Annotated in this window: 29 protein-coding genes and 1 pseudogene; 2 read left to right on the forward strand and 28 right to left on the reverse strand. The window is 56.4% G+C overall.

Annotation, left to right across the window (positions count from 1 at the left end; genetic code table 11):
* Positions 1-173 (forward strand): annotated as a pseudogene (locus tag ACW5W8_RS09285) (IS1595 family transposase); the annotation flags it as partial.
* 49 nt (positions 174-222) lie between these two features.
* On the opposite strand, the gene ACW5W8_RS09290 reads toward ACW5W8_RS09285, so the two are convergent.
* Positions 223-567, reverse strand: a complete 345-nt coding sequence (locus ACW5W8_RS09290) for a Grx4 family monothiol glutaredoxin (protein ID WP_005353650.1) — start codon at positions 565-567, stop codon at positions 223-225.
* Positions 568-855: 288 nt separating this feature from the next.
* Here ACW5W8_RS09290 and sodB point away from each other — a divergent pair, with 288 nt between their 5' ends.
* Positions 856-1,440: a superoxide dismutase [Fe] gene (gene sodB, locus ACW5W8_RS09295; protein WP_069555634.1), complete on the forward strand. Its 585-nt coding sequence runs from the start codon at positions 856-858 to the stop codon at positions 1,438-1,440.
* Positions 1,441-1,552: 112 nt separating this feature from the next.
* On the opposite strand, the gene ACW5W8_RS09300 is transcribed toward sodB, so the two are convergent.
* From ACW5W8_RS09300 to fliQ, 27 genes are all read right to left on the reverse strand, one after another.
* Positions 1,553-2,365, reverse strand: a complete 813-nt coding sequence (locus tag ACW5W8_RS09300) for an MlaA family lipoprotein (protein WP_005334673.1) — start codon at positions 2,363-2,365, stop codon at positions 1,553-1,555.
* Positions 2,366-2,450: 85 nt separating this feature from the next.
* The gene (gene ccmI / locus ACW5W8_RS09305) at positions 2,451-3,719 is read right to left on the reverse strand and encodes a c-type cytochrome biogenesis protein CcmI (protein WP_019444735.1); all 1,269 of its coding nucleotides are present in this window, start codon (positions 3,717-3,719) and stop codon (positions 2,451-2,453) included.
* Complete coding sequence (locus tag ACW5W8_RS09310) at positions 3,716-4,195, reverse strand: cytochrome c-type biogenesis protein (RefSeq protein ID WP_335839347.1); 480 nt, start codon at positions 4,193-4,195, stop codon at positions 3,716-3,718. Before ACW5W8_RS09310 ends, ccmI begins: the two co-directional genes overlap by 4 nt.
* Before the next feature lie 11 nt (positions 4,196-4,206).
* A complete protein-coding gene (locus ACW5W8_RS09315) occupies positions 4,207-4,737 on the reverse strand; it encodes a DsbE family thiol:disulfide interchange protein (protein WP_064335794.1) in 531 nt (176 codons plus the stop codon).
* On the reverse strand, positions 4,734-6,689 hold the full coding sequence (locus ACW5W8_RS09320; RefSeq protein ID WP_498627502.1) for a heme lyase CcmF/NrfE family subunit: 1,956 nt from the start codon (positions 6,687-6,689) through the stop codon (positions 4,734-4,736). The genes ACW5W8_RS09315 and ACW5W8_RS09320 overlap by 4 nt, the downstream gene beginning before the upstream one ends.
* Positions 6,690-6,771: 82 nt before the next feature.
* Positions 6,772-7,263, reverse strand: a complete 492-nt coding sequence (gene ccmE, locus ACW5W8_RS09325) for a cytochrome c maturation protein CcmE (protein WP_103251229.1) — start codon at positions 7,261-7,263, stop codon at positions 6,772-6,774.
* The gene (gene ccmD / locus ACW5W8_RS09330; RefSeq protein WP_005353657.1) at positions 7,260-7,466 is read right to left on the reverse strand and encodes a heme exporter protein CcmD; all 207 of its coding nucleotides are present in this window, start codon (positions 7,464-7,466) and stop codon (positions 7,260-7,262) included. Before ccmD ends, ccmE begins: the two co-directional genes overlap by 4 nt.
* A 2-nt stretch (positions 7,467-7,468) precedes the next feature.
* Positions 7,469-8,209 carry a heme ABC transporter permease gene (locus ACW5W8_RS09335; protein ID WP_005334687.1) on the reverse strand — a complete coding sequence of 247 codons (741 nt, stop codon included), beginning with the start codon at positions 8,207-8,209 and terminating at the stop codon, positions 7,469-7,471.
* A gap of 170 nt (positions 8,210-8,379) precedes the next feature.
* Positions 8,380-9,048 carry a heme exporter protein CcmB gene (gene ccmB, locus ACW5W8_RS09340; protein WP_103251228.1) on the reverse strand — a complete coding sequence of 223 codons (669 nt, stop codon included), beginning with the start codon at positions 9,046-9,048 and terminating at the stop codon, positions 8,380-8,382.
* Positions 9,049-9,052: 4 nt separating this feature from the next.
* Positions 9,053-9,697 carry a cytochrome c biogenesis heme-transporting ATPase CcmA gene (ccmA, locus tag ACW5W8_RS09345; RefSeq protein ID WP_113740466.1) on the reverse strand — a complete coding sequence of 215 codons (645 nt, stop codon included), beginning with the start codon at positions 9,695-9,697 and terminating at the stop codon, positions 9,053-9,055.
* Between the two features lie 198 nt (positions 9,698-9,895).
* The gene (locus ACW5W8_RS09350) at positions 9,896-10,273 is read right to left on the reverse strand and encodes a DUF2802 domain-containing protein (RefSeq protein ID WP_043821339.1); all 378 of its coding nucleotides are present in this window, start codon (positions 10,271-10,273) and stop codon (positions 9,896-9,898) included.
* Positions 10,274-10,301: 28 nt separating this feature from the next.
* Positions 10,302-10,790, reverse strand: coding sequence for a chemotaxis protein CheW (locus ACW5W8_RS09355; protein ID WP_005298836.1), 489 nt, complete (start codon positions 10,788-10,790; stop codon positions 10,302-10,304).
* Between the two features lie 69 nt (positions 10,791-10,859).
* Positions 10,860-11,732 (reverse strand): chemotaxis protein CheW, encoded by an 873-nt coding sequence (locus ACW5W8_RS09360; RefSeq protein WP_498627504.1) that lies wholly within the window; start codon positions 11,730-11,732, stop codon positions 10,860-10,862.
* Positions 11,729-12,523 (reverse strand): ParA family protein, encoded by a 795-nt coding sequence (locus ACW5W8_RS09365; RefSeq protein ID WP_005353663.1) that lies wholly within the window; start codon positions 12,521-12,523, stop codon positions 11,729-11,731. Before ACW5W8_RS09365 ends, ACW5W8_RS09360 begins: the two co-directional genes overlap by 4 nt.
* Before the next feature lie 4 nt (positions 12,524-12,527).
* Positions 12,528-13,448: a flagellar motor protein MotB gene (locus ACW5W8_RS09370; RefSeq protein WP_498627506.1), complete on the reverse strand. Its 921-nt coding sequence runs from the start codon at positions 13,446-13,448 to the stop codon at positions 12,528-12,530.
* A 2-nt stretch (positions 13,449-13,450) separates the two neighbouring features.
* Positions 13,451-14,188 carry a flagellar motor protein gene (locus ACW5W8_RS09375; protein WP_005343988.1) on the reverse strand — a complete coding sequence of 246 codons (738 nt, stop codon included), beginning with the start codon at positions 14,186-14,188 and terminating at the stop codon, positions 13,451-13,453.
* 2 nt (positions 14,189-14,190) lie between these two features.
* The gene (locus tag ACW5W8_RS09380) at positions 14,191-15,306 is read right to left on the reverse strand and encodes a protein-glutamate methylesterase/protein-glutamine glutaminase (RefSeq protein ID WP_498627507.1); all 1,116 of its coding nucleotides are present in this window, start codon (positions 15,304-15,306) and stop codon (positions 14,191-14,193) included.
* A 32-nt stretch (positions 15,307-15,338) separates the two neighbouring features.
* Positions 15,339-17,552 (reverse strand): chemotaxis protein CheA, encoded by a 2,214-nt coding sequence (locus tag ACW5W8_RS09385; protein ID WP_498627509.1) that lies wholly within the window; start codon positions 17,550-17,552, stop codon positions 15,339-15,341.
* 11 nt (positions 17,553-17,563) lie between these two features.
* Entirely contained in the window at positions 17,564-18,304 is a 741-nt protein-coding gene (locus tag ACW5W8_RS09390; RefSeq protein ID WP_005353668.1) for a protein phosphatase CheZ, read from the reverse strand.
* Positions 18,305-18,316: 12 nt separating this feature from the next.
* Positions 18,317-18,688, reverse strand: a complete 372-nt coding sequence (gene cheY, locus ACW5W8_RS09395; RefSeq protein ID WP_005334709.1) for a chemotaxis response regulator CheY — start codon at positions 18,686-18,688, stop codon at positions 18,317-18,319.
* A 123-nt stretch (positions 18,689-18,811) separates the two neighbouring features.
* Complete coding sequence (locus ACW5W8_RS09400) at positions 18,812-19,531, reverse strand: RNA polymerase sigma factor FliA (protein ID WP_498627511.1); 720 nt, start codon at positions 19,529-19,531, stop codon at positions 18,812-18,814.
* Positions 19,524-20,399, reverse strand: a complete 876-nt coding sequence (locus ACW5W8_RS09405; protein WP_013723550.1) for a MinD/ParA family protein — start codon at positions 20,397-20,399, stop codon at positions 19,524-19,526. Before ACW5W8_RS09405 ends, ACW5W8_RS09400 begins: the two co-directional genes overlap by 8 nt.
* Position 20,400: 1 nt before the next feature.
* Positions 20,401-21,825, reverse strand: a complete 1,425-nt coding sequence (flhF, locus tag ACW5W8_RS09410) for a flagellar biosynthesis GTPase FlhF (RefSeq protein WP_498627513.1) — start codon at positions 21,823-21,825, stop codon at positions 20,401-20,403.
* Positions 21,826-21,841: 16 nt separating this feature from the next.
* Complete coding sequence (gene flhA / locus ACW5W8_RS09415) at positions 21,842-23,944, reverse strand: flagellar biosynthesis protein FlhA (RefSeq protein ID WP_498627514.1); 2,103 nt, start codon at positions 23,942-23,944, stop codon at positions 21,842-21,844.
* A 107-nt stretch (positions 23,945-24,051) separates the two neighbouring features.
* On the reverse strand, positions 24,052-25,182 hold the full coding sequence (gene flhB, locus ACW5W8_RS09420; protein WP_498627516.1) for a flagellar biosynthesis protein FlhB: 1,131 nt from the start codon (positions 25,180-25,182) through the stop codon (positions 24,052-24,054).
* Positions 25,175-25,972 carry a flagellar biosynthetic protein FliR gene (gene fliR, locus ACW5W8_RS09425; protein WP_431361734.1) on the reverse strand — a complete coding sequence of 266 codons (798 nt, stop codon included), beginning with the start codon at positions 25,970-25,972 and terminating at the stop codon, positions 25,175-25,177. The genes flhB and fliR overlap by 8 nt, the downstream gene beginning before the upstream one ends.
* On the reverse strand, positions 25,969-26,238 hold the full coding sequence (gene fliQ / locus ACW5W8_RS09430; RefSeq protein ID WP_498627518.1) for a flagellar biosynthesis protein FliQ: 270 nt from the start codon (positions 26,236-26,238) through the stop codon (positions 25,969-25,971). Before fliQ ends, fliR begins: the two co-directional genes overlap by 4 nt.
* Between the last annotated feature and the right edge of the window lie 21 nt (positions 26,239-26,259).

Raw genomic sequence — 26,259 nt, forward strand, 5'->3', positions numbered from 1 at the left:
ATCACCATCGGTTGAAAGAGTGGATGGAGCGTTTCCATGGCGTGGCGACGCACTACCTGAAGAATTACCTGGGTTGGCGCAGGATGCTGGAACGTTACGGGAGGGGCGTGAATATCAAAGCATGTTTGCATGAGGCGCTGGGGCACCCCATGCAACACGTAATTGGGACATAGCCATAAAAAAGGGAGCCTATAAGGCTCCCTCTCGACAAAACAAAACCGATTACTCGGCTGCAGCATCATCTTTCTTGTACTTGGCAGCAGTCTCTTTGATCAGAGCCTGCAACTCGCCAGCCTGGAACATCTCGATCATGATGTCACAGCCACCGATCAGCTCACCTTCAACCCACAGCTGGGGGAAGGTCGGCCAGTTGGCGAATTTTGGCAATTCGGCGCGGATATCCGGATTCTGCAGGATATCAACATAGGCAAACGGCTCGCCGCAGGACATCAGAGCCTGGGAGGCCTGGGCAGAGAAGCCACAGCTGGGTAGCTTGGGGGAGCCCTTCATGTAGATGATGATGGGGTTGTCAGCCAGCTGCTGCTTGATCTTTTCAATAGTTTCCATAGGTGCCTCACTAGAGCGATTTCGGCGGCCATTCTACTGCAATCTTGCCCGAGCACAAACTGACAAAGGGGTGACCCGGCTCGAATTGCGCAAAGAACCCACACAGGATTGATCGCGATCATGGCGCCAATCAAGAGTTGTTAGGCCATCTTTGATACTGCTACAATCCCTTGGCTTTGGGCTACCCAGCCCCATAATTTTAAAAACAACTCTTTTCACATATAGAAAAGAGTACGCAATGTCTTGCAACCGTCGCCTTCGCACGGTCCAGCCAATGGAGAGTAGAAAATGGCATTCGAACTTCCCGCTCTGCCCTATGCAATCAACGCTCTGGAACCGCACATCTCCCAGGAAACTCTGGAATATCACCACGGCAAGCACCACAACACCTACGTGGTCAACCTGAACAATCTGGTGCCGGGTACCGAGTTTGAAGGCAAGTCTCTGGAAGAGATCATCAAGACCTCCAACGGCGGCATCTTCAACAACGCCGCCCAGATCTGGAACCACACCTTCTACTGGCACTGCCTCTCCCCGAATGGCGGTGGCGAGCCGACTGGCGCCCTGGCTGATGCCATCAACAAGGCATTCGGCTCCTTCGCCGAGTTCAAAGATGCCTTCACCAAATCAGCCATCGGCAACTTCGGTTCCAGCTGGACTTGGCTGGTGAAGAAAGCTGACGGCACTCTGGCTATCGTCAACACCTCCAACGCTGGCTGCCCGCTGACTGAAGCCGGTACCACCCCGCTGCTGACCGTTGACCTGTGGGAGCACGCCTACTACATCGACTTCCGCAACCTGCGTCCGAAGTACATGGAAACCTTCTGGGCTCTGGTTAACTGGGAATTCGTGGCCAAGAATCTGGCTGCCTAATCAGCCTCGCTTGCCAAAACGCCCCGCACTGCGGGGCGTTTTTTTATCTCGATATGGCTGCGTAAATGAATAAGGCGCCCGCAGGCGCCTTTTACATATCGAGATAGCCCGTTTACTGGTCCAACTCGTCCATATATTCATCCAGATTGGCATCGTCGGCCTGCTCTTGCTGAGACGCTTTCAGCTCGGTCTGCTTGCCCGTCACCTTGCCCTGGTTATATTGCAGGTAGAAGTCCTTGGTCAGCGCATAAGGATCGAGGGAGTTGTCGATGATCCGCTCCTGATCGATCAGCTTGGCACGTGTGCCCAAGCCATCCAGAGCCCAGTGTGCAACCTTCATCGGGAAGGTTAACAGGGCATAGGGGAAGTAGAAGCTGTCAATCGCATCGCCAACCAGCTCACGGGTGGTGGTCGGGCCGTAAACAGGCACCATGATGTAGGCACCATTACCGATATCGGCCCTGCCCAGCACTGTGTCCATTTCCAGCTTGTTGCGCTCGAGGCCGGCATGTTTGGCCACATCGAAGATACCCAGCAGACCGACCGTGGTGTTGAGGGTAAAGCGCCCCAGGTTGGTGCCCGCCCCCTTCAAATCACCGGTGATCAGATGGTTCACCATGCTGCTTGGCTCATCAAAGTTGGCAACAAAGTTGGCAATGCCATCCTTCACCCCTACCGGAATGTAGCGGGCATAGGCATGTACCACAGGACGTGCCACATAGGGCTCCAGCACATCATAGTTGACCGCCCACATGGCCCGGTTGGCCCCCTGGAAGGGATCGCGCGGATCGGCCGCCGTACTGGTTGCACCCGGATTATTCATGCCGGGATTGAGATCCAGACTCTCTGGGCCAGGCTTGGGTGGGCCACCGGCACAGCCAGCCAGCAAGAGGGCTGCCAGTATGGCCCCTGAACGAAGATACATATGATTGTCCTGACGTTTTATTTTGATTTATCAGAAGTATAGATAACCCGGCCCCTATCCAGGGGCCGGGTTATCCAAAGGCATATTAGAGGGCGTGATCGATGCGGATGTCAATCGGAGCAGCAGGGATCTCGGCCGTCTTGACCGGCACGGATACCCCTTCGAAGGCTCCTTCCTTGTTCATCACATTGCCACCGCGCGAGAGACGTGCCTTGAACTGCAGCTCCGGATAGGCCGCCAGTTTGCTGCCTTCCATCATGGCATCGCCATCCCCGAGTGACAGGGTAACAGGCAGGGTTGGCCCTGCGATACGCTTCACGGCGATGGGCATGGGCGGCCCGTTGGGCACCACGGCAAAGACGAAGAGATGGGCATCTTCCGGCATCTGAATGCCCGCCGCCAACGTGACGTGGATGGGGAATTCCCCCTCCTTCACCGCCAGCGGTTGTCCCTCAACTGCGCCCGCTTTGGCTGCGCCTGAATTCGTCACCTCGATGCCGCGCTGCTTGAGCTGCGCGCGGGCGTACTCCATGGAGCGCTCGACCATCACGTAACGGGGAGTGCCTTTCTCCATCAGTGGCAACATCGCCTGCCAGCGAGCCAGCGCGGTCTGGAAGTCCTCTTTTTGCAGCGCCATAAAGGCATAGACGGAACGCGCTTCAATATTGTCCGGATCCTGCGCGATAGCAGCCTGCAACAGGGCATCCGCTTGCGCCTCATCCCCCGTCATCATCAGCGCCTGCGCGTAGGGTACCGCCACCAGCGATTTCTGGGGAGCCAGCGTGTAGGCCCGCTCCAGCGCCTCGCTGGCCATCTCGGGATCATTGCCATCCAGCGCCAAGCGTCCCAGCAGCAGCCAGCCGCGGTAGTCGTTCGGTTCATCCTTGAGGCGGGTACGCAGTGCCAGCGTGAAATCCAGCAGATCCTGCTCGGTCACCTGGGCATCGCGTTCCACCAGAATGCGGTTGCTCAGCTCGCCAAGACGGCTGCTGGCATCTTGCCAGCGACTCACCTCTTGCCAGGAGCCCAACTTGTAGTAGAGCCCCAGACTCACCACCAACAGCACCAGTACACCCGGGATCCAGATCAAACTCTTGCCACTGCGGGCAGTCTGCTCCACATCAGGGATATCATCCAAGAGACTTCGTTGCAGCTCGACCAGCGAGTCGGACTCCTCAGCCAGGACACCCTGCTCGCGCTCTTCGCCAATCTCCAGCAGCCGCTGGCGATAGAGCTGTTTGTTGAGCGCCGAGCGACTGATGCTCTGTTTGCCTTCACCACGCCACAGCGGCACAACGAGCGCCAGACTCACCAGCACCAGCAAGCCCGCAATCACTATCCAAAAAGCGGTCATTGTTTCTCTTCCTCTTTGAGCAGCTCGGCCAGTCGGCGCTGCTCCTCCTCGCTCAGGGCGTTATCCAGTTGTATTTTCACCGCAGGGGGCCGGCGGCTGCGCATCACGACCACGGCGCCACCGATCAGGATCACCAGCAGCGGGCCGAGCCAGAGGATCAGGGTGGAGGCCATCAGGGGCGGGTTATAGAGGATAAAGTTGCCGTAGCGGGCCACCATGTAATCCACGATCTCCTCTTTATCCTTACCCTCGCGCACCATCTGGTAGGTCTTGTCGCGCAAGTCCTTGGCCAGCCCCGCATTGGAGTCGGCGATATCCTGGTTCTGACACTTGGGGCAACGCAGCTCCTTGGTCAGTTCGCGAAAGACCTGCTCCTGATTGTCGTTGTCGAAGGTGTAGACATCGATAGCGGCCATGGCGGGTGCTTGCACTATCCATCCCAGCAACAGCAGCAGGGAAGCAATAAATACTCTCATCAAGACTCCCCTCACTTCATGGCATCAAAGATGGGTTTGAGGGTCGACGCCCAGTTCTCGGGGTTGATATCCCCCACGTGGCGATACCGGATGATCCCCTTGCTGTCGATAAAGAAGGTCTCCGGCGCGCCATATACCCCGAGATCCAGCCCCAGCATGCCGTCCGGATCATAGAGGTTGACCTGATAGGGGTTGCCCAGCTCAGCCAGCCACTTGATCGCCTTGTCGCGTTCATCCTTGTAGTTCATACCGATGATGGGAATGCCCTGCCCTGCCAGCTGTTTGAGGTAGGTGTGCTCGCCGTAGCAGGTGGGGCACCAGGTGGCCCAGACGTTGAGCAGCATGGGGCGACCGGTCAGGATACTGCGATCGTGCTGCTTTTTCAGATCGTAAATGTCCTGCAGGGTGAACACCGGCACCTCTTTGCCCACCATCACGGACTCAAGCTTGGTGGGATCGGAGTAGAGCCCTTTGAACAGGAACACAGCCCCCAGCAAAAAGACGATAAAGGGGATTAAAAACAACCAGGTCTTTTTGTTCATGCCTTGGCCTCCTCCTCACGACGGCCGAAACGGTAACGCTTGTCCAGCATCGCCAGCACGCCACCAATGGCCATAAAGACGCCGCCGAACCAGATCCAGCGCACGAACGGCTTGTAGTAGATCCGCACCGCCCAGGCACCGTTGTCGAGCTGTTCCCCCAGCGCCGCATAGAGATCACGGGTGATACCGGCATCGATGGCCGCTTCGGTCATCGGCATCCGGGTCACCTTGTACATCCGCTTCTCGGGCTTGAGCAGGGCGACCTGCTTGCCATTCTTGTGCACTTCCAGCACGCCCTTGAAGCCATCGTAGTTGGGGCCGTTCTTCTCCTTGATCCCGGCAAAGACGAACTCGTAATCGGCAAAGTGCACCCGATCACCCGCCTGCATCCGCAGATCCTTCTCGATGCTGTAATTCTGGGTGCAGGCGATACCAATGATGCTGACTGCCAGCCCCACGTGGCCGAGGATCATGGCCCAGTGGCTGTTGCCAAGCTTGCGCACACCGACTGCAAAGCTGTGCTTGTGGGTCGCTCGCGCCCAGGTCTCCTGCACGCTGGTGACGATGATCCAGGCCCCCAGACCAATCCCTACCGCCGCCCACGGTTTGAATATTTCGGCCAAGAGCAGCGGCAACAGCAAGGCAGCGGCCAGACTCAGCACCAGTGCCACAACCACCTTGCTTTTGAGTTCCCCCAGCTCCTGACGACGCCAGCGAAACAGCGGGCCAATCCCCAGCAGCAGGGCAAACGGGATGATCAGCCAGCTGTAGATGTGGTTGAAGAAGGGAGTACCGATGGAAATGCTCCCCAGCCCCAGCTCCTTGTGCACCAGCGGCAGCAAGGTACCGAGCAGCACGGTCAGCAGACCCGCCACCAGCATGATGTTGTTGCAAAGCAGCAGGGTCTCGCGGCTCCACAGCTCGTGTTTGCCGTGGCTCTTCACCTGCGAGCCTTTGAAGGCAAACAGCAGCAAGGATGAGCCGATCACCGCCAGCAGGAAGCCGAGAATAAACAGACCGCGGGTCGGGTCGGAGGCAAACGCATGGACCGACACCAGCACGCCGGAGCGCACCAGGAAGGTACCCAGCAGGCTCAACGAGAAGGCTGACAGGGCCAGCAGCACGGTCCACGCCTTGAAGGTGGCGCGCTTCTCGCTCACCGCCAGCGAGTGCAGCAGAGCGGTACCCGCCAGCCAAGGCATAAACGAGGCGTTTTCTACCGGATCCCAGAACCACCAGCCGCCCCAACCGAGCTCGTAGTAGGCCCACCAGGAGCCGAGCACGATGCCGAGGGTCAGGAATACCCAGGCAGCCATGGTCCAGGGGCGCGACCAGCGAGCCCAGGTCGCATCGAGACGGCCGGTCATCAGCGAAGCAATGGCAAAAGCAAACGCCACCGAGAAGCCCACATAACCCATGTAGAGCATCGGCGGATGGAAGATAAGACCCGGATCCTGCAGCAGTGGATTGAGGTCACGACCATCTACCGGGAAATAGGGCAAGGTGCGGGTGAAGGGATCGGAGGTGAACAGCACGAAGGCAGTGAAGCCGACCGAGATCAGCCCCAACACGCCGAGTACCCGCGCGACAGCATCGAGCGGCAGACGGCGACTGAACATGGCCACCGCCGCAGTCCAGCCCCCTAAGGTCAGAACCCACAGCAGCAGGGAGCCTTCGTGGGCGCCCCATACGGCGGAAATGCGATAGGCGAGCGGCAGCAGGCTGTTGGAGTTAGTGGCCACATACTGCACGGTGAAATCGTTATCGATAAAAGCCCAGGTCAGGCAGAGAAACGACAGTAGCAGCAGCAAGAACTGGGCATAGGCGAGCGGACGGGCCGCCGACATCATGCCAAGACGCCCCCAACTGGCGCCCAGCAGCGGGTAGCTACCCAGCAGCAGGGCGGTGGCAAAGGCCAGGATCAGCGCAAACTGACCTAATTCCGGGATCATGAAGGCATTCCTTTCAATTGAACGGTGACAACAGCCGCACCACGCACGGCAAGCAAAGCGGAAAAGGCAAACACCACAGGGATCACTGCTTGGCTCCCTTCAACTGCGCCTCGGTATACTCCGGCTTGAAGTGCATACCGTTGGTGGCATCGGCCACTTCCGGCGGCATGTAGTTCTCATCGTGCTTGGCCAGCACCTCGAACGCCTCTACGGTCGTGGCATCCTTGAGGGTGCCCTGGGCAACAATCCCCTGCCCTTCACGGAAGAGATCCGGCAGGATGCCGTCAAACTCGACCGTCACCAGATGACCGCCGTTATCCACCAGCTTGAAGGCAACCTTGAGGCTCTGGGGATCCCGCTGTACCGATCCCGGCACGACCAATCCACCGATGCGCAGGCGCTGTCCCTCTTCCGGCTTGATCTTGTCCGGCCCCTTCCCCTCCACCAGCTCGCTCGGGGTGTAGAAGAGGTCGATATTCTGACTGAGTGCGTAGAGCACCAGCCCGCTGACGGTTGCCAGACCCAGAGTAATGGCCAGAATGATGGTGAGGCGTTTTTTGCGTCTCGGGTTCATAGGGTGTTCTCCATCTGCTGGGCCGCCTTGCGACGGGCCTCACGCGCCTGTTTGCTGCGCAACTCGGCGAGCAGGCTGCGGGTTTTCATGCGGGTAGAAATGATGATGCCGACCAGACACACCAGCGTCAGGCCAAATGAGAGCCAGACATAGAAGGCGTAACCGCCCATCGCCATAAAATCACTGAAAGAGGCAAAGTGCATGCTTACTTCTCCTGCTCTGCAATCTCTTTGACCCAGGGGCGATGCCACTCCCGCATCAGGAGTTCATTACGAAAACGCATCAGGGTCAGGGCCCCGAGAAACGCGGCAAACGCCAGGATCATGATCAACAGCGGCCAGAGCATCTCGGGTGAAATGGAGGGTTTGTCAAATTTGGTGATGGTGGCCCCCTGATGCAAGGTGTTCCACCACTCCACCGAGTAGTGGATGATCGGCAGGTTGATCACCCCAACCAGAGCTAGAATGCCAGCGGCACGGCCAGCGACCACCTTGTCGCTGAAGGCGTTGTAGAGAGCAATCACGCCGAGGTAGAGAAACAGCAGGATCAGCTCAGAGGTGAGCCGCGCATCCCACACCCACCAGGTTCCCCACATGGGTTTGCCCCAGGCGGCACCGGTAAAGAGGGCAATAAAGGTAAATACGGCGCCGACCGGCGCAATGGCTGCAACCGTCATATCCGCCATCCGCAGTTGCCACACCAGGCCGATAAAGGCGGCCACCGCCATGGTGGAGTAGGCCCCCATGGAGAGAATGGCGGAAGGCACGTGGATATAGATGATCCGGAACGAATCTCCCTGCTGGTAATCTGCCGGAGCAAACGCGAGACCCCAGACAGTACCGATCACAAACGAGAGCAGACTAATCACCGCAAACCAGGGCAACAGCGTGCCTGCCAGCTGATAGGCCCGCTCCGGTTTGGCATAAGGGTGCAACCATTTCCACATAGCTCACAAAACCTTTTTGTTATTAATCGTTTGGCGAGGCCTACCATACCGACCACGGGGCAGCATCAAATACCCCGAAAGCAATAAGCGGCACTCTCCTTGATCCATCGCAACATTATTTTTTGCAAAAAGACTCCGTTCGGAGCCAAATCCGGTTCAGCTCACGGCCATCAGTTGAGGCTGACCCGCAACGCCGCCGACACAGCCAGCGGCGTCAGTGTCAAAGCCCCCACCAGCATGGCGGCCAGAATGGCAAGCTGCCCGCCATAGGGCAAGCTCATCCCCGCGGCATCGATGGCTGAGGTGGCAAAAATCAGTACCGGAATATAGAGCGGCAGGATCAGCAGACTAAGCAGCACCCCGCCTTTGCGCAATCCCACCGTCAACGCGACCCCGACCGCGCCGAGCAGGCTCAATACCGGAGTGCCCAGTGCTAGCGTCGCGACGACAGCCAGATAGGTGTTCATATCCAGCGACAGCAAAATCGCCAACAAGGGAGAGATCAGCAGCAGCGGCAAGCCGGTCAGCAGCCAGTGAGCGACTACTTTCGCCAGCGCCAGCAAGCCCAGCGGGTGCGGCATCAGCATCATCTGCTCCAGCGCGCCATCGACAAAGTCGTCGCGAAACAGCCGCTCCAACGACAACATGGCCGCCAATAGCGCCGCCACCCAGATAATCCCCGGGGCAATACGGGCCAGCAGTTTGGGCTCCGGGCCAATGCCTAACGGAAACAGGGTGATGACGATGAGGAAAAACCAGAGCGGATTGAGAATATCGGAACGCTGGCGCAGAGCCATCAGCAGTTCACGGTGAATAAGGTGCATAACAGCGCGCAACATGGCGTTACTCCTGCAATGTCGAGGCGAAGGGGGTCAACGAGATAGTCTTCAGCCGTCCCTGCATCAGGGTCAGATCCTGATGGGTGGTGAGGATCACCATGCCGCCCCGCTCGGCGTGTTCCAGAAAGAGCTGCTCGAGCACCTTGACCCCTTGCTTGTCGATGGCGGTAAAGGGCTCATCGAGGATCCAGAGTGCCGGTTTCTGTGACAGCCAGAGTCTGGCCAGGGCCACCCGGCGTTGCTGACCGGCAGAGAGTTGCCCGGTCGGGTTCTCTTCAAATCCGGCCAGCCCAACCCGGGCCAATATCTGCCACAAGTCAGTCTCTGTTTGCTGCGGGTGATGTAACTGCTGGTAGAATTTCAGGTTTTCAAAAGGGGTCAGCGCCGCTTTGACACCGGGCTGATGGCCGAGATAGAGCAGATTGGCATGATACTCATCACGACAGTGACGAATATTCTCCCCATTCCAGCACACCTCACCGGCAAACGGCTGCGACAGCCCGGTCAACAACCGCAACAGGCTTGTCTTGCCAACCCCGTTGGGCCCTTCAATTTGCACCAGATCGCCAGGCGCAACAGAGAAAGAGAGGTGTTCAAACAGAGTGCGATCTTCGCGCACGCAGCTCAGATTGTTAACTTGAAGCAGCATGGGGATTTTTTCAGAGAAAATGAAGCGGTCTGCATCTTAACACAGTATTGGAATACGTCTTTTCAAAGATGCAACAATTGAACTGACTGGCGACCGGGATCACAAAGAAAATACGGTAGAAACCGCCTGCTCAACGCAGCTGGGAGACAAGCGGCTGCACGCCATAAAATTCAGGAAGGCAATTGCCTTCCTGAATCATCAAGAGCGACCTTTTCGCAAAGATATCAAGAGCTCTGCCTCTGCCTTTGGCAACTCGCACTCACTCATGACTTCATCAAGATCGGCGCCCAGTTCGACCATCTTGGCCGCTCGGCTGTAGAGCCTGCGTTCGGGATCCTGCATGGTCAGTTCTTGCTGGCGTTCATTGACCTGCTGCATCGCCCCTTCCACCGACTGCAGACGCTGCCCCATGCCAATGGCGCCGGTATGGAGTTCCATCATCTGCTTGCGCAAGCTTTCCAACTGACCTTGCAGGGTTGCCACACTGTCCTCGGACTCCTGCTTGCTGCGCTTGCTCTTGAACCAGATATAAGAGGCAAACGCCAAGGCAATCAGGGACACCCCCAAGGCAACCATCTCGATTATCAAAACATCACCTTACTTATCAGAGGGAACCGATATCTTCCCACTCTTCATCGGAGAGCAGCTTGTTCAAGTCAACCAGGATCAGCAGTTGCCCATCGCGGTTGCTCACCCCCTGAATAAACTTGGCGCTCTCTTCAGTACCGACCGCAGGTGCCGCATCGATTTCGGAAGAGCGCAGATAAACCACTTCTGCCACGCTGTCGACCATGATGCCAATCACCTGTTTCTCGGCCTCGATGATCACGATCCGGGAGTTTTCACTCACATCACCGGAAGGCAGACCGAAACGGGAACGGGTATCGATGACAGTCACCACATTGCCACGCAGGTTGATGATCCCCAGAACGTACTCAGGCGCACCCGGCACCGGTGCAATTTCGGTGTAGCGCAACACCTCCTGAACCTGCATCACATTGATGCCGTAGGTTTCGTTTTCCAGTTGGAAGGTTACCCATTGCAGCACTTCATCTTCGGCCAGATTCTGTGCAATATTGCGCTTTTCTGTCATGTTTTTATTCCTTTTATGAAAACGTCTACTGCTAAAACTAGCAATAAAACAGCTCGATTGCAGAAGTTATCAGCGACCTTCTATGTTAACCCCACGCTCCAGCAACAGGAGCAGTTCGCGGACGTGTAACAGGGCACACATTTTTTCTTTGACCATACCAGCCAACCAGGGGCGCTTGCCCTCCTGATGGCGCCATTTCACCTGGTCACGGTGTAACAATTCAGTCCCTTTGAGATGATGGCAGGCTAATCCCCACGGCGATTCACCAAGCATAATCAGATACTTGTAATCATCGATCTCGAGATGCTGACCCGGCATGACCCACTGGGCAGTATCGACCACATTCATCTTCTGCTCGCGGGAGGTCATGATCCCCTTGTACCAACCCGGTTGGCCAAACAGGGAGGTGATCTCGCCCAGCTGATGAATACCACCCAGCTCGGTCAACGGCACCGCAAACGTCACGCCTGCGACTTCAAAGAAAAGGGCCTGAAACTCTTTACCGGTATCGATATTTTCCCAGGTAACAGGTTCACTGGCCTCTACCGGAGCAACCTCCAGCACCGTTTCGGTCAGGATAGTAGTATGGGGCTCTGCAACCTCGGGAAGCAGAACCTCCTCAGGCCATTCAGGCTCCACCGGCAGCAGTGATTCCTCTGCCACAATCTCCAGCGGAGTGGTGAGTGTTATCTCCTGGGTGAAGGCATCATTTTCGAACTGGACTTGTCCCACCTGAGCCAATAGCTCACCAAGTTGGGCAAGCCGTGGATCGCTTTCGAGGTAAGGTGCGGCGACTACCTCAGGGACGCTTTGGGGCTGACGTTGCAACTGTAAAACAGGGGCGGATTGAGCCTCTTCCACCTCATCCAGCACCAGTGGCTCATCGAGCAGCAGGGAATGGAAATAGTCATCCATCGCCCGAACTTGAATGGTATCTCTCATGCCGTCACCTCATGAACCCGTTGCCGCTCAAGGGCATCAAGATGATTGAGCAGCGTTTCATATGCATAGGTTCCACGACTCCCGGGAGAATAGATAGACGGGGGGATATGCAGCAAGCTGGCATCCCGAAACTTGGTATCAATAGGGATCACCGCATTCCACACTGAATCTCCATATTGATCCTTGATCGACTTCAAGGTCATCAGAGAGGCACGGGTGCGCTTGTCGAACATGGTCGGGATCACGGTATAACGGAACTTGTCACGCTTGGAACGCTGCATGATCTCGAATGTTTTCATCATCCGCTCCAACCCCTTGAGGGCCAGAAATTCTGTCTGGACAGGCACCAGAATGCGATCGCAGGCAGCCAGCGCGTTGACCATCATCACCCCCAGTACTGGCGGGCAATCGATCAGCACGTAATCATATTGCTCCTGAATGCGCAGCAGTGCCCGCTTCAGTACCAGTCCCATCCCCTCACGATTGCCCATCACCCGATCAAGGGTCGCCAAGGTAATAGATGCTGGCAGTAAGTTGATATTTTCGAACTTGGTCTTGAGCGTCAGTTTATTGACAAGCTCGGCTGTCGGTTTGACAGCTTGAAACAACTCATAGAGGGTTCCATCCAGGCGATCTGAATCAAAATCAAGATATGCAGTCAGCGAAGCATGGGGGTCGGTATCAATCAACAGCACCCGCTGGCCACGCTGGGCCAGGATCCCCGCAAGCGAGACCACTGTGGTGGTTTTACCCACACCACCTTTCTGGTTGGCAACCGTCCAAACAATCACTGTATCAATCCTGCCTTGTTGTTATGCGTATGCCACCACCGGGCAAGGTGATCACCTTTATCTCTCCTGCATCCACCGCCTGCTGTACAGCAGGAACCGGTTCAGCAACTACCGTCGGTGTTGCAACCACAGGTGCCGGCGGCACCCAGGCAAATTTGGAGATAGCGACCACAACCTTGCGATTCTGCAGTCTGCCCTGCTCGCTGCCGTTGTCAGCAAAAGGGGAAAACTCGCCATATGCCTCGAACGCCAGACGCTGGGGGGCGATCCCATCTGCAATCAAACCATTGAGTACCGCTTCGGCCCGAGCAGCAGAAAGCGCCCAGTTAGAACGATAAATTTCATTATTTATCTGTTGGTTATCGGTATAACCCCGAACCCTTACATAGTTATCGACCGGTTTGAGAATACTTGAAAGAGTATTAATGACCGGTGCAGCGTTTGGTCCCAAAAAGGCACTGCCGCAGCCAAACAACAAGCCGGAACTGAGTTCAACCGTCAGCCAGTTCTCATCTTGCGTCAGTTTGACGATACCGGCATCCACCAGCGAGCCCATGCTCTGTTGCAACTGCATATCGAGTTTTGCAAGTGTCGCGCCATCTTGCAGCACTGGCACACCAGAAATAGGAGCAAGTGAAGGAGAGGGGGGTGCTGGGCTTTCCAGCAACGATGGAGAGGCAGATACCGGGTTATCCAGCAGGGAATTACCCTGCCCTTCAAGCAAGCCATTGCCTCCAGACTGCATGACACTGAACGCCTGGCTCATACCATCAATCACCGCGCGATACTTGTCCTTGTTCACCAGCGCAACAGAGTAAAGCACCACGAACAAGGCAAAGATCAGCGTCATATAATCGGCATAGGAGACCAGCCAGCGGTCAAGATGCTCGCGACCCTGCAAGTGCAACCGATAGCGCTTGCGCATGGCTACTCTCCTTTCAAATAGGCCCTGAGCCGGCGTTCAACCTGCAAGCCGTTTTCACCATGGGCGATAGCCAGCAGCCCTTCAAGGGTCATCTCCTGAAAGAGTGCATAGTGATAGTGAAATGCGCGTAGCCGGTTGGCGATAGGCAGGTAGATGAGGTTGGCAAACCCCACTCCATAGATGGTTGCCACAAATGCCACTGCGATACCCGCCCCCAGCGCTGACGGGTCTTCGAGATGAAACATGGCCTGGATCAGGCCCAGCACGGCACCGATGATCCCGATGGTCGGACTGTACCCCCCCATAGCTTCAAATACCCTGGCGGCATGTTCATTACGCTCCTGCTCGATATCGATATCGGCTTCGAGCAACATGCGAATATCCTCCGTGGATACCCCATCGACAATCATGCCAAGCCCTTGACGGGTAAAGTTGTCTTCCTCCTGCTCAGCCTGATTTTCAAGAGCCAGCAGCCCTTGCTGGCGCGCAAAGACGGCCCATGACTGCAACCGTTCGGCCTGCGTCGCGAGATCCTGGCGGGGAGGGGTAAAAATCCATAACAGCTGGCGCAACGCCAGCAGGATGTACTTGGCTGGAGTCTGCAACGTGACGGCACCAACGGTACCACCCAGCACGATCAAAAAAGCGGGGCCGTCCACCAACGTCAACAGGGAGCCGCCATGCCACAGTTGGGCAATGGCAATAGCCCCCAATGCCAGGAGCAGACCGAGCAAGCCCATGATTAGCGCCCCAACTCAACCAGAATACGCTGGGCCACCTTGTCCAGAGGGAGTGATTCGCTGGCAATCCCCGCTTTGGCTACCGCTTGCGGCATACCATATACCACGCAGGAAGCCTCATCCTGAGCCCAGATGGTTGATCCCTGCTCTTTCAGCAGTCTGGCGCCATCACGGCCATCTGCGCCCATACCGGTCAGCACAATCGCCAGTACCTTGTCGGCATAGGTTTTGGCCGCAGAGGCAAAAGTGATGTCCACACAAGGCTTGTAATTGACCTTGTCGTTGCCATCCACAATGCGAATGCGGGCCCCTGTACCACGACCTTCCAGCAGCATCTGTTTGCCACCGGGAGCAAGGTAGGCATGCCCTGGTTTAAGCACATCGCCATCTTCCGCTTCCTTGACGCCAATCTGACATAACCCGTTGAGACGGGCAGCAAATGCGGCAGTAAACGTGGCTGGCATATGCTGGATAAGCAGGATTGGATGGGGAAAATCCCCCGGCAACTTGGTCAGCACATTTTGCAAAGCAACAGGTCCGCCGGTAGAAGTACCGATCGCCACCAACTGATAACTCTTGCCACTGCGCTTGAATGAGGCACTTGGCACAGTGCGTTGCAGGTCAGGCTGACGATCTGAAGATCTGGGCGCAGGGCTACCCAACGGAGCACGAGCAACCGGTTCAGGTGCTTTGGGGCGAGCAGCTGATGTCATCAGGAAGCGCTTGCGAGAGATCTCCTTTACCCGCTGTTGCAACAGTCTGACCGCTTCATCTTTGTCTCTGGCAATGTCCTCAAACTTCTTGGGCAAGAAGTCGAGGGCACCGGCGTCCAGCGCATCCAGCGTAGCCTTGGCCCCTTCATGGGTCAGGGAGGAGAACATCAGAATGGGGGTTGGGCACTTGGCCATGATCTCCCGCACCGCACTGATGCCATCCATCACGGGCATTTCGATGTCCATGGTGATCACATCAGGGCGCAGCGACATCGCCTTGTCCACCGCCTCACGTCCATTCTGGGCCGTATCAATCACCGTCAGCATGGGATCCTGATTGATGATCTCGCTCACCCGACGGCGAAAGAAGCTCGAATCGTCGACAACTAATACCTTGACTGCCATTGTTGTTTTTCTAACTCCTTGGGCCTGAGCTATTAATGTCTACGCGCATATGCTTTGAGCAGACTCGGCACATCCAAAATAAGAGCAATTCCGCCATCACTGGTAATGGTCGCACCGGCCATGCCAGGGGTGCCTTGCAGCAGGTTATCGAGTGGCTTGATCACCACCTCTTCCTGACCAATCAAGCTGTCTACCACAAACCCGATTTGCTGGGTGCCAATCTGTACGATCACCACATGTCCGGTATCCTGACGTGAACGTTTGTTGGCGCCACGAATCAACCATTTGTGCAGATAGAAGAGCGGTATCGCCTTCTCGCGCACAATGATGGTGAGCTGGCCATCAACCATGTTGGCCTTTTTCAGGTCCAGATGGAAAATCTCATTCACACAACCAAGGGGAAGTGCGAAGGTCTGCTCACCCACTTCCACCATCAGAGTCGGCAGAATGGCTAGCGTCAACGGAACCTTGATTTCGAGACGGGTACCTTTCCCCCAAGTGGAGTCGATGTGCACCGACCCATTGAGGCTGACAATGCTGGTTTTAACCACATCCATTCCGACACCACGGCCAGAGATATCGGAGATCTCGGCCTTGGTTGAAAAGCCCGGGGCAAAGATCAGGTTATAGGCATCGTTGTCGCTCATGCGAGCGGCAGTATCTGCATCCAGAACACCGCGACTGATTGCGATGGACTTGAGTCTCTCAGGATCCATCCCGGCCCCATCATCCTCGATGCAAAGCAGAATATGGTCACCTTGCTGGGAGGCGCTAAGGGTGATCGTCCCTTGCCGCGGCTTGCCCGCTTTCTCCCGCACATCCGGCATTTCAACCCCGTGATCGCATGAGTTGCGAACAAGGTGAACCAGAGGATCGGCGAGCGCCTCTACCAGGTTTTTATCCAGATCGGTCTCTTCCCCCACCATCACCAGCTCAATCTCTTTTTTGAGGGTTCTGGCAAGATCACGCACCACGCGAGGGAAACGACCAAACACTTTCTTGATGGGCTGCATGCGGGTTTTCATCACCGCACCTTGCAGGTCAGCCGTTACCACATCCAGATTGGCAACCGCCTTTGACATCTCTTCATCATTGCTGGCAATACCCAGGCTCACCAGCCGGTTACGAACCAGTACCAACTCACCTACCATGTTCATGATGACATCGAGGGTCTTGGTATCCACCCGCACCGTCGTATCGCTTTGCACGGCACTATTTTCTGCTGGCGCAGGCGCAGCCTTGGCGGCAGGCGCTGGTGCCTTGGCTGCTTCGGCAGGTTTTGCGGGGGCAGCCGGTGCTGGTTTGGCTACAGGAGTGGCCGATTTGGGCGGAGTCACCGCGGCAGGTGCGGCAGGTGCGGCAGGTGCGGCAGGTGCGGCAGGTGCGGCAGGTGCGGCAGGTGCGGCAGGTGCCAGAGTACTCTGAGGCCCTTGGCCACGACCATGCAATTCATCAAGCAGACGCTCAAACTCATCATCATCGATAAGCTCGTCCACCTCTTTTTGCACCGACTTCAAGGGGTTAACCTCTGGCGCACCCATGTGCTGGCCCTGACCATGAAGCTGATCCAGCAAGGCCTCAAACTCATCATCGGTGATATCGCCAGAGCCACCCGCTATCGGGGCTGCTGCAGCCGTCTTGGTCGGTGCCCCACCCACACCGTGGAGCTCGTCCAGCAGACGCTCGAATTCATCCGCAGAAATCTCGTCGATCGACCCACCACCATTGACAGGGGCTGGCTCACTGCTGAGGATGACAGGCTCGACAATTTCGGGGGCAACCTCGACGAGCGGCGCAACAGGTTCCGGCTCGGGGGCAGCAGCAGAGCTGGTAGCAGTACGCAACTGCTCTTGCCCTTCAGGTTTGCACAGCTCATGGAGATCATGAAGCAAATCATCTGACGCAGGGCTGGGTGCTTCGCGATTTTGAACCTGGGCGAACATGACATTGATGGCATCCAGCGCTTGCAGGATCACATCCATCAGCTCCGCAGTAACGGTTCGCTTGCCATTACGCAAGATATCGAACACGTTTTCCGCACCGTGGCATACATCAACCAGTTCACCGAGCGACAGAAAACCTGCTCCCCCCTTCACAGTATGGAAACCGCGAAAGATGGCGTTCAACAGGTTCTTGTCATCGGGCCGCTTTTCCAAGTCGACCAGTTGTTCAGACAACTGTTCCAATATTTCGGATGCTTCGACCAGAAAGTCTTGCAGTATGTCTTCATCAACTTCGAAGGCCATGCGTCACTCCATTAGAATCCCAAGCTAGACAGCAGATCGTCCACATCATCCTGACCATTGACCACATCGGCACGAGCCTCGGGGTTCATGATAGGGCCCTCTGCTTCAATCCCGTTGACAGGAATACTACGAGTTGAATGCTCAGCAGAAGCCTCACCAAACATGGTCAGCATTTCTATTAATTTTGTTTCAACTTCCTGAACAAGCTTGATGACCTTGCGGATCATCTGACCTGTCAAATCCTGAAAATCTTGTGCCATCAGGATTTCTGTCAGCAGTTGCCGTAATTTATCGGCATCAGACTCTGAAGCCTTAATAAAATCATCAAGTTGGTGACATAAGGATTTGAACTGCCCCACGCTCATGTCACGAGACATCAGGGCATTCCAGTTCGGCATCACCAACTGGATATTGTCATTCAGGCGATCCGCTATCGGCAAACTGGCTTCCACCGCATCCATTGTGCGATTGGCCGCTTTGTCGGTCATATCGATAACGTAGCTCAAGCGCTCCCGAGCATCGGGAATATCATGAGTAGCCAAATCGGGAATACGGGGGTCGAGGCGAAATTCTTGAAGTGAATCATGCAGTTGTCGGGTCAGCTGACCTACTTTTTCAAACAGATCGGCTGCGTTGGGGGCACATACTTCGGCAAGCAGTTCATCGGCCAGCTCAAATTCGCCTTGCTCCAGATGAGCAACAAGCATCCTTGCCTGGTCGAGCGAAATCATTGCTCTCGTTTTGGCCATCATCCCTGCAGCTCCTTAGCCAATTCGTTCGAAAATTTTGTCGAGTTTTTCTTTGAGCGTTGCTGCGGTGAAGGGCTTGACGATGTAACCGTTGACGCCAGCTTGGGCGGCTTCAATGATCTGCTCACGTTTGGCTTCAGCGGTTACCATCAGTACCGGCAGATGCTTGAGCTTCTCATCGACACGGATGGCTTTAAGCAGGTCAATACCTTGCATGCCAGGCATGTTCCAGTCGGTAACTACAAACTGAAAATCACCATTTTTCAGCATCGGCAGCGCTGTATTGCCGTCATCCGCCTCATGGGTGTTGTTAAATCCCAAGTCGCGCAGCAAGTTCTTGATAATCCGGCGCATCGTTGAAAAATCGTCAACAATGAGGATTTTCATGTTCTTGTCCAAAATTCCCTCCTAAATAGCCACCAGAGTGGCTCACTTACATGATGCTAAAAACGGGTTGTGTCGTGCGGATTATGCCTTAGAGTTTCATCTCAGTGTAGCCAGTACAAACACTTATAGATGCCAATCTCTCAAACGAGCACGCAATCTGTGCATTGCCTGACTGTGGATCTGGCTCACACGCGACTCGCTGACATTCAAAACCTCGCCAATTTCACGCAAATTCAGCTCTTCATCGTAGTAAAGAGAGAGAACCAAAGCTTCTCTCTCTGGTAGACGAACAATTTGCTCGGATAATTGAATCTGAAATCGCTCGGCAGCCAATTCATCGAATCCGGAGCCTGAAGGGGCATCATCGGGGTTGCCAATCACATCCTCGCTGACCCCCAGATCTTCGATGCCGATAATTTTGCCGCAGGAGACGTCTTGCAGCATCGCATGGTAATCAGCGATGGAGACCCCCATCTCGGCAGCAACCTCGGTATCTCGCGCGTCACGCCCGTGAGTCTGCTCGACATTCTCGATCGCTTCTGCAATAGCCCGACTGTTGCGATGCACAGAGCGGGGTACCCAGTCACCACGCCGGATCTCATCCAGCATGGCGCCGCGGATGCGAATCCCGGCATACGTCTCGAAGCTGGCCCCCTTGCTACCGTCAAAGTTGCGGGAGGCTTCAAGCAGCCCAATCATACCTGCCTGGATCAGGTCATCCAGCAAGACACTGCTGGGCAGGCGAGCCAACAAATGCTGGGCAATTCGCTTGACCAAGGGAGCATGACGCTCCACAAGCACATAGGAATCCTGATGACGCAAGTACGCTTGGGCTTTATTCACGGGAACCTTCCTGTGTTGTGGCCGGTTTCTGCAACAAATTTTCCAGGAAAAACTCCAGATGGCCGCCCGGCTGGTTTGGAACCGGCCAGCTCGCCGCCTTGTTGGCAAGGGCACGGAACGCCAGTGCGGCCGGCGACTTGGGAAACGCCTCGACAATCAGCTTCTGCTTGCGCACGGCGGCACGCAGATTGGTGTCATAGGGTACACAGGCGACCAGTTCCAGCGAGGTGTCGAGGAAACGATCCGTTACCCGGGTCAGTTTGGCAAAGAGCTCCTGCCCTTCGCGCAGACTGCGCACCATATTGGCCACTACCTTGAAACGAAACACACCGTGATCCTTGGAGAGGATCTTGATGAGGGCGTAGGCATCGGTGATGGAGGTCGGCTCATCGCAGACCACCACCATGATGTCTTGAGCGGCACGGGTGAAGCTCAGCACCATGTCGGAGATCCCCGCAGCCGTATCCACCAGCAGGATGTCGACCTGGGTTTTCATCTCGCTGAAGGCACGGATAAGCTCGGCATGCTGCACCGGAGAAAGCTCGACCATGGACTGGGTGCCCGAGGTCGCAGGCACGATCATCATGCCGTAAGGGCCTTCGACGATGATGTCGTCGATGGTGCATTCACCCGCCAGGACATGAGAGAGGTTGCGATGAACCCGCAGCCCCAGCATGACGTCGACGTTGGCCAGACCCAGGTCGGCATCCAGCACCATCACCCGCTTGCCTTGGGCGGCCATGGCTCCGGCCACGTTCAGGGTCACGTTGGTCTTGCCCACGCCACCTTTACCACCGGAAACGGCGATTACTTTTACTCGATTGTTTTGACGCATTTTGCGCAGACCACTCGCCTGATCCATATACATGTTACTCATAAAACTCCGAATCTTCGGCCTCGCCAAAGCCTGCGCCCCAGAAATAGGGCTCCTCTGTTTCTCGCTCCAGCGAGCCCATGGCAGCCCCAACGAGCTGCGCCGCATTGGCAACCTGAATATCTTCCGGAACCCTTTGTCCGTCAGTGATATAGCTGATGGGCAATGAATTCTGGATACACACGTTAATCACTTCGCCCAGATTCAGACTTTCATCCAATTTGGTAAGTATGCAGCCGCTTAATGGAATACGCCGGAAATGGTCCACCGCCTCCTGCATCACCCGACGCTGGGAAGTTGCCGACATCACCAGATAACTGCGGATCCGTACCTTGGCATTCTTGACCAGGGTATCGAGCTGCTCGGTCAACCGGATGTCCCGCTGACCCACCCCGGCCGTATCGATAAGTACCAGCCGACGGTGGCGGAACTGATAAAGGGCATTGGCCAGCTCTTCGGCATCACGCACCTGCCGCACCGGACACCCCATGATGCGACCATATGTCTGCAGCTGTTCATGGGCACCAATCCGGTAGTTGTCGGTGGTGATCAGCGCCACCTGCTCGGCGCCATACTTCATGGCGAAACGAGCAGCCAGCTTGGCGATGGTAGTGGTTTTGCCCACCCCGGTCGGGCCAAGCAGTGCAACCGCGCCGCCCTGACGCATGATCTCGTCCTCACTGATCTTGAGCTGGGCCGTCAGCACTTCGGCCAACTGGGCCATCGCCTGATGGATGGACATATCTTCGGGGATCAGTCCCGCCAGTTGATCGGCAAACGCATCGTCAAAGCCCAGTTTCTTGAGCTCCTTGATCAGCAGGGCCCGCATCGGTTCGCGGCGCTCCACCTCTTGCCACATCAGCCCGGAGATCTGGTGCTCCAGCAATTTGCGGATGCTGGCCATCTCCTTGCGCATCCCCTCCATCTCATGATCCCGCTGGGCAGGTTGAGGAGCACGCTGGCCGGACGCAACCCGGGCCTTGGGCTTGGCAGGTTCGGGGGCTGCGCCCCACTGCCCCTGCTCGGCCAATGTTCTGGGCGCTGCATTGGCAGCGGCCAGACCGGCCGATTGGGTATTACCCATTGGCGCCCCATTGCCCGGCTTGAGCTTCTGCTGGCGCGCCAGCAAGGCGGCCAGGGTATCGGCATAATGTTCGTTCTGCTCCTTCGCCGGCGACGGCTCGGGGCGGATCATCTGCCGTGCAGCAGACGAAATATTGACGCTCTCATCGTTCAGCTGACGGCGAACCGGCGCATCTTTGGGCCCCGGGACCTGGGATTGATAATCGACTGCGGCGACTATCTCTACCCCTCCGGTGACCTTCTTGTTGGACATGATGACGGCGTCAGGCCCGAGAGTCTCCTTGACCTCGGCCAGAGCCGTTCGCATATCCTTGGCAAAAAACCGCTTAATCTTCACCCGTCGTCTCCGCTAACTAGTTCTGCCCTACCGCACTGACGATGCGGATCTGCTTGTCGTCGGGCACTTCCTGATAAGACAGAACGCGCAATCCAGGAATGGCATTCTTGACAAATTTCGCCAGGGTATTGCGCAAGATCCCCGATGTCAGAAGCACGGCCGGTTGGCCTTCCAATTCTTGTCGTTGAGTGGCTTCCACCAGCGAACGCTGCATCCGCTCTGCCAGACCCGGTTCAATACCGGCACCATCACCGCCACCAGCCTGCAGGGATTGATGCAATATACGTTCCAATTCCGGCGCCAAGGTAATCACCGGCAGCTCGGGATCGGGGCCTGCAATCTCCTGCACAATCAGGCGACGCAGGGCAATCCGGCAAGCGGCTGTGAGCACTTCCGGATCCGGACTGCGCGGCGCGTATTCAACCAGGGTCTGCAGGATAGTGCGCATATCGCGGATTGGCACGCCTTCATTGAGCAAATTCTGCAAGACCTTCACAAGGTTACCCATGCTGATGACTTCCGGCACCAGACCTTCGACCAGCTTGCTCTGATGTTTGCCAATCATGTCGAGCAGTTGTTGTACCTCGTCATGACCCAGCAGCAGAGCCGCATGATTGGTCAGGATCTGGCTCAGATGAGTAGCCACCACCGTCGCGGTATCCACCACCGTATACCCCAGCGTCTGTGCCTGAGAGACCATCTCCTTGGCAACCCAGACTGCTTCCAGTCCGAAGGCGGGATCCCGAGTGGCTATCCCCTGGATCTGGCCGAACACCTGCCCCGGATTGATGGCCATCTCTTTATCATGGTAGACATTGGCCTCGCCGGTACTGACCCCCATCAAAGTGATGCGGTATTGGTTTGGCGCCAGATCCAGGTTGTCGCGAATGTGGACGGCCGGGACCAAAAAGCCCAGCTCTTGCGAGAGTTTCTTGCGCACCCCCTTGATCCGGTTGAGCAGTTCGCCACCCTGATTGCGATCCACCAGCGGGATCAGCTGATAACCCACTTCCAGCCCGATGATATCCACCGGCATCACATCGTCCCAGCTCAGCTCTTTCTGCTCATGGGGTTGTTCGGCAGTGGCAGGCAACAGCTCACCCTTGGCCGCTTTGGCGGCAGCCAGTTTCTCGCGGCGCAGCAACCACCAGGCGCCAGCGGCGGCGAGAGCCCCCAGACTCAGGAAGGCGAAATGCGGCATCCCCGGCACCAGTCCCATCATCAGTAGAATGCCGGCAGAGATGATCAGTGCCTTGGGATTGTCAAACAGCTGGCCCAGTACTGCGGTACCCATGTCCTGATCGGTATTCTGACGGGTCACTATGATGGCGGCGGCGATGGAGAGCAGCAGGGAGGGGATCTGCGCCACCAGACCGTCACCGATGGCCAACAGGGTATAGATCTCGGCAGATTCGCTGAAGGTCAGCTGGTGCTGCATCATCCCGATGATGAAGCCGCCGATGATGTTGATAAAGAGGATCATGATGCCCGCAATGGCATCCCCTTTGACAAACTTGGAGGCACCATCCATGGAGCCGTAGAAGTCCGCTTCCTGGGTCACATCCTGACGACGCTTCTTCGCCTCTTCCTGATTGATAAGGCCGGCGTTCAAATCGGCATCGATAGCCATCTGTTTGCCCGGCATCGCATCAAGGGTAAAACGGGCACTCACTTCCGCGATCCGCCCGGCACCCTTGGTGATCACCACAAAGTTGATGATCATCAGGATGGTAAAAACGATGATGCCGACCGCATAGTTGCCGCCGATCACCACGTTGCCGAACGCCTCGATCACATGGCCCGCAGCGGCAGTACCATTATGACCTTCCAGCAACACCACTCGGGTCGAGGCGACGTTCAACGCCAATCGCAGCAGGGTAGCGAGCAACAGTACGGTCGGGAAGGCAGCAAATTCGAGGGGACGCCGGGTATAGACGGCCACCAGCAGTATCACGATGGAGAGGGCAATGTTGAAGGAGAAGAGCACATCCAGCATCAGCGGCGGAATGGGCAACACCACCATGCCGAGCGCAGCCAATACCAGCAGAGGGGTACCAAGGCCTTTGCTCAATACTCCCCTGTACTCTTTGAACTGGCCCAATACTGCCTTGAATTCCATCGCGCTTCTCAATTTCAACCTGCTGGTGCCAGAATAAAGCAAACATCAAGCCAACAATACAAGACATTGAAATGCAATGGATTTATTTTGACTACGTCAGAACTTTGTCATTTGCGATATTCGGTCGGGATGGGGAGATCCTTGGCCAGCGGCTGGGGACGGCGCCCCTGACCACGACGGAATTTCTTGAGCTGGAAGACATAGGCGAGCACCTGGGCAACCGCAGCAAACAATCCTTCAGGTATTTCACGACCCAGCTCGGTAGAGTGGTAAATCGCCCGAGTCAGATCGGGTGAAGGCATGATGGGGATCTCGTACTCTCTGGCTATCTCCCTGATCTTCATTGCAATTTCATCGGTGCCCTTGGCCACGACCTTGGGTGCAGCACCAGGCTTGCCCGCATCATACTTGAGCGCCACCGAGTAGTGGGTCGGGTTGGTGATCACCACATCGGCCTTGGGCACATCCCCCATCATCCGGCGCATAGCCATCTGCATCTGCAGCTGGCGGATCTTACCCTTTACCTCGGGCTTGCCTTCGCTGTCCCTGAACTCGTCCTTCACCTCCTGCTTGGTCATCTTGAGCTGACGCATGTGGTTCCACTGCTGGAACGGCACGTCGATGGCAACGATGGGAAGCAGGGCGCAGCAGAGGATGATCAGCATCCAGAGAAACAGCTCCAGCGCATCGATAATGCCGCCGGGAAACCCCTCCATGGAGAGGTTGAGCAGGTGATTGAACTGGCTGGATAACATCCACCAGGCAAACAGGGTGATGAACACCACCTTGGCGATGGATTTGACCAGCTCGATCAGCGACTGCACCCCAAACATTCGCTTGAGTCCGTTCAGTGGACTCAGCTTGCTCATCTTGGGCATCATTGCTTCGGTGGAGAAGTTCATCCCCCCCATCAAGGTATTGCCAATAAAGGCAGCAATCGCCACTAGCGCAAACAAAAGCCCCAGTGGCAGCACCAGTTCCCCCAGCAGCGTTGGCACTATAGCGATCATGGCATTGGGTTCGAAAGCCTGCTCCCGCTCCAGGGTAAAGCCCATGGTGACAACCTTGACCATGGCGGCAGCCAGCGAGCCCTTGAGCATTAACAGGCCAAAGACCGCCGAGAGCAGAACGCTGGCGGTCCCCAACTCTTTTGAACGTGCAATCTGCCCTTTTTCACGGGCCTGTTGCAGTCGTTTGCCCGTGGGTTGTTCAGTACGTTCCTGGTCGGTATCAGCCATGAGCGCCCCCGAAGCACTGGGTGTTGATCAGCTCGCAACTGACCTCCTGCACCCGCTCCCACATGATGTCAAAGTGACCGAGGAACCCGCCGATAGTGAGCCAGAGGATGAGCAAGCCCGACATCATGCTGACCGCAAAGCCGATACTGAAGATGTTGAGCTGCGGCGCCGCCCGGGTCATCACACCAAAAGCAAAGTTGATCAGCAACAAGGCAATGATGGCAGAAAGCGCCATCACCAGTGAGGCCTGATACATCACACCGAGAAAACCGCTCAGAGTACGGATGGCAGGTAAAGTGAGTCCGATGTCCGACACCGGCAAGGTCTCAAAACTGAGGATCACCAACTGCAACATCACCAGATGACCATCCAGTGCCAGAAACACCAGGGTTGCCAGCATCAGATAGAACTGTCCCACCACGGGGGCCGACTGGCCGTTCATCGGATCCACCTGGGTGGCAAAGCCGAGACTGGTCTGCATAGCGATGACCTGACCGGCCATCACAAAACTCTCCATCAGAAACTGGGTCATCAGGCCAAGGGCGATGCCGATCAACAACTGCTGGCCCAATACCAGAAAGCTGGCGGCAGAGAAGAGTTCAATGGGGGGCATTTTCGGTAACAGCGGGGCAATCAGAAAAGTGATGGCAAGAGCCAGTCCCATCCGTACCCGTGCAGGGACGAGGCGGCTGCCAAAGACCGTCATCACCATCAGCAGGCTGCTCACCCGCGCCAGCGGCCAGAGGATGGAAGACAACCACTCCATGATCAGAGCGGTTGTGTAAGTCATCCCACCACCTCGGATATTTGACTGACCATCTGTACGAAGAAGTCCATCAGACTCTGCAGACCCCAGTGGGCACCAACCCCCAACGCAAACAGCGTCACAATGAGACGAGGCAGAAAGCTCAAGGTCTGTTCGTTGATGGAGGTGGCGGCCTGAAAGATTGCGACAATCAGGCCAACAATCAGGCCAGGCAAGATCACGGCACACACCATGATATTGACCAGCCAGAGCGCCTCGCGAAAGACATCGACAAAGATTTCAGGACTCATGTTCGGGCTCCTTGCGCTCGA

This window comes from Aeromonas aquatilis, assembly GCF_054052405.1.

What these genes read in the sequence shown, in the direction of transcription:
- ACW5W8_RS09350 (WP_043821339.1), bottom strand. Translation starts at nt 10,273, where the DNA reads ATGGTTGCCTTGGGGGTGTCCCTGATTGCCTTGGCGTTTGCCTCTTAT.
- ccmI (WP_019444735.1), bottom strand. Translation starts at nt 3,719, where the DNA reads ATGACCGCTTTTTGGATAGTGATTGCGGGCTTGCTGGTGCTGGTGAGT.
- ACW5W8_RS09355 (WP_005298836.1), bottom strand. Translation starts at nt 10,790, where the DNA reads ATGACAGAAAAGCGCAATATTGCACAGAATCTGGCCGAAGATGAAGTG.
- ACW5W8_RS09385 (WP_498627509.1), bottom strand. Translation starts at nt 17,552, where the DNA reads ATGGCCTTCGAAGTTGATGAAGACATACTGCAAGACTTTCTGGTCGAA.
- ACW5W8_RS09290 (WP_005353650.1), bottom strand. Translation starts at nt 567, where the DNA reads ATGGAAACTATTGAAAAGATCAAGCAGCAGCTGGCTGACAACCCCATC.
- ACW5W8_RS09360 (WP_498627504.1), bottom strand. Translation starts at nt 11,732, where the DNA reads ATGAGAGATACCATTCAAGTTCGGGCGATGGATGACTATTTCCATTCC.
- ACW5W8_RS09380 (WP_498627507.1), bottom strand. Translation starts at nt 15,306, where the DNA reads ATGGCAGTCAAGGTATTAGTTGTCGACGATTCGAGCTTCTTTCGCCGT.
- cheY (WP_005334709.1), bottom strand. Translation starts at nt 18,688, where the DNA reads ATGAAAATCCTCATTGTTGACGATTTTTCAACGATGCGCCGGATTATC.
- ACW5W8_RS09390 (WP_005353668.1), bottom strand. Translation starts at nt 18,304, where the DNA reads ATGATGGCCAAAACGAGAGCAATGATTTCGCTCGACCAGGCAAGGATG.
- flhA (WP_498627514.1), bottom strand. Translation starts at nt 23,944, where the DNA reads ATGGAATTCAAGGCAGTATTGGGCCAGTTCAAAGAGTACAGGGGAGTA.
- flhB (WP_498627516.1), bottom strand. Translation starts at nt 25,182, where the DNA reads ATGGCTGATACCGACCAGGAACGTACTGAACAACCCACGGGCAAACGA.
- ACW5W8_RS09315 (WP_064335794.1), bottom strand. Translation starts at nt 4,737, where the DNA reads ATGAACAAAAAGACCTGGTTGTTTTTAATCCCCTTTATCGTCTTTTTG.
- ccmD (WP_005353657.1), bottom strand. Translation starts at nt 7,466, where the DNA reads ATGCACTTTGCCTCTTTCAGTGATTTTATGGCGATGGGCGGTTACGCC.
- ACW5W8_RS09370 (WP_498627506.1), bottom strand. Translation starts at nt 13,448, where the DNA reads ATGCGCAAGCGCTATCGGTTGCACTTGCAGGGTCGCGAGCATCTTGAC.
- ccmE (WP_103251229.1), bottom strand. Translation starts at nt 7,263, where the DNA reads ATGAACCCGAGACGCAAAAAACGCCTCACCATCATTCTGGCCATTACT.
- ccmB (WP_103251228.1), bottom strand. Translation starts at nt 9,048, where the DNA reads ATGTTGCGCGCTGTTATGCACCTTATTCACCGTGAACTGCTGATGGCT.
- ACW5W8_RS09300 (WP_005334673.1), bottom strand. Translation starts at nt 2,365, where the DNA reads ATGTATCTTCGTTCAGGGGCCATACTGGCAGCCCTCTTGCTGGCTGGC.
- ccmA (WP_113740466.1), bottom strand. Translation starts at nt 9,697, where the DNA reads ATGCTGCTTCAAGTTAACAATCTGAGCTGCGTGCGCGAAGATCGCACT.
- ACW5W8_RS09375 (WP_005343988.1), bottom strand. Translation starts at nt 14,188, where the DNA reads ATGGGCTTGCTCGGTCTGCTCCTGGCATTGGGGGCTATTGCCATTGCC.
- fliR (WP_431361734.1), bottom strand. Translation starts at nt 25,972, where the DNA reads ATGACTTACACAACCGCTCTGATCATGGAGTGGTTGTCTTCCATCCTC.
- ACW5W8_RS09335 (WP_005334687.1), bottom strand. Translation starts at nt 8,209, where the DNA reads ATGTGGAAATGGTTGCACCCTTATGCCAAACCGGAGCGGGCCTATCAG.
- ACW5W8_RS09310 (WP_335839347.1), bottom strand. Translation starts at nt 4,195, where the DNA reads ATGAGAGTATTTATTGCTTCCCTGCTGCTGTTGCTGGGATGGATAGTG.
- fliQ (WP_498627518.1), bottom strand. Translation starts at nt 26,238, where the DNA reads ATGAGTCCTGAAATCTTTGTCGATGTCTTTCGCGAGGCGCTCTGGCTG.
- ACW5W8_RS09320 (WP_498627502.1), bottom strand. Translation starts at nt 6,689, where the DNA reads ATGATCCCGGAATTAGGTCAGTTTGCGCTGATCCTGGCCTTTGCCACC.
- sodB (WP_069555634.1), top strand. Translation starts at nt 856, where the DNA reads ATGGCATTCGAACTTCCCGCTCTGCCCTATGCAATCAACGCTCTGGAA.
- ACW5W8_RS09405 (WP_013723550.1), bottom strand. Translation starts at nt 20,399, where the DNA reads ATGTATATGGATCAGGCGAGTGGTCTGCGCAAAATGCGTCAAAACAAT.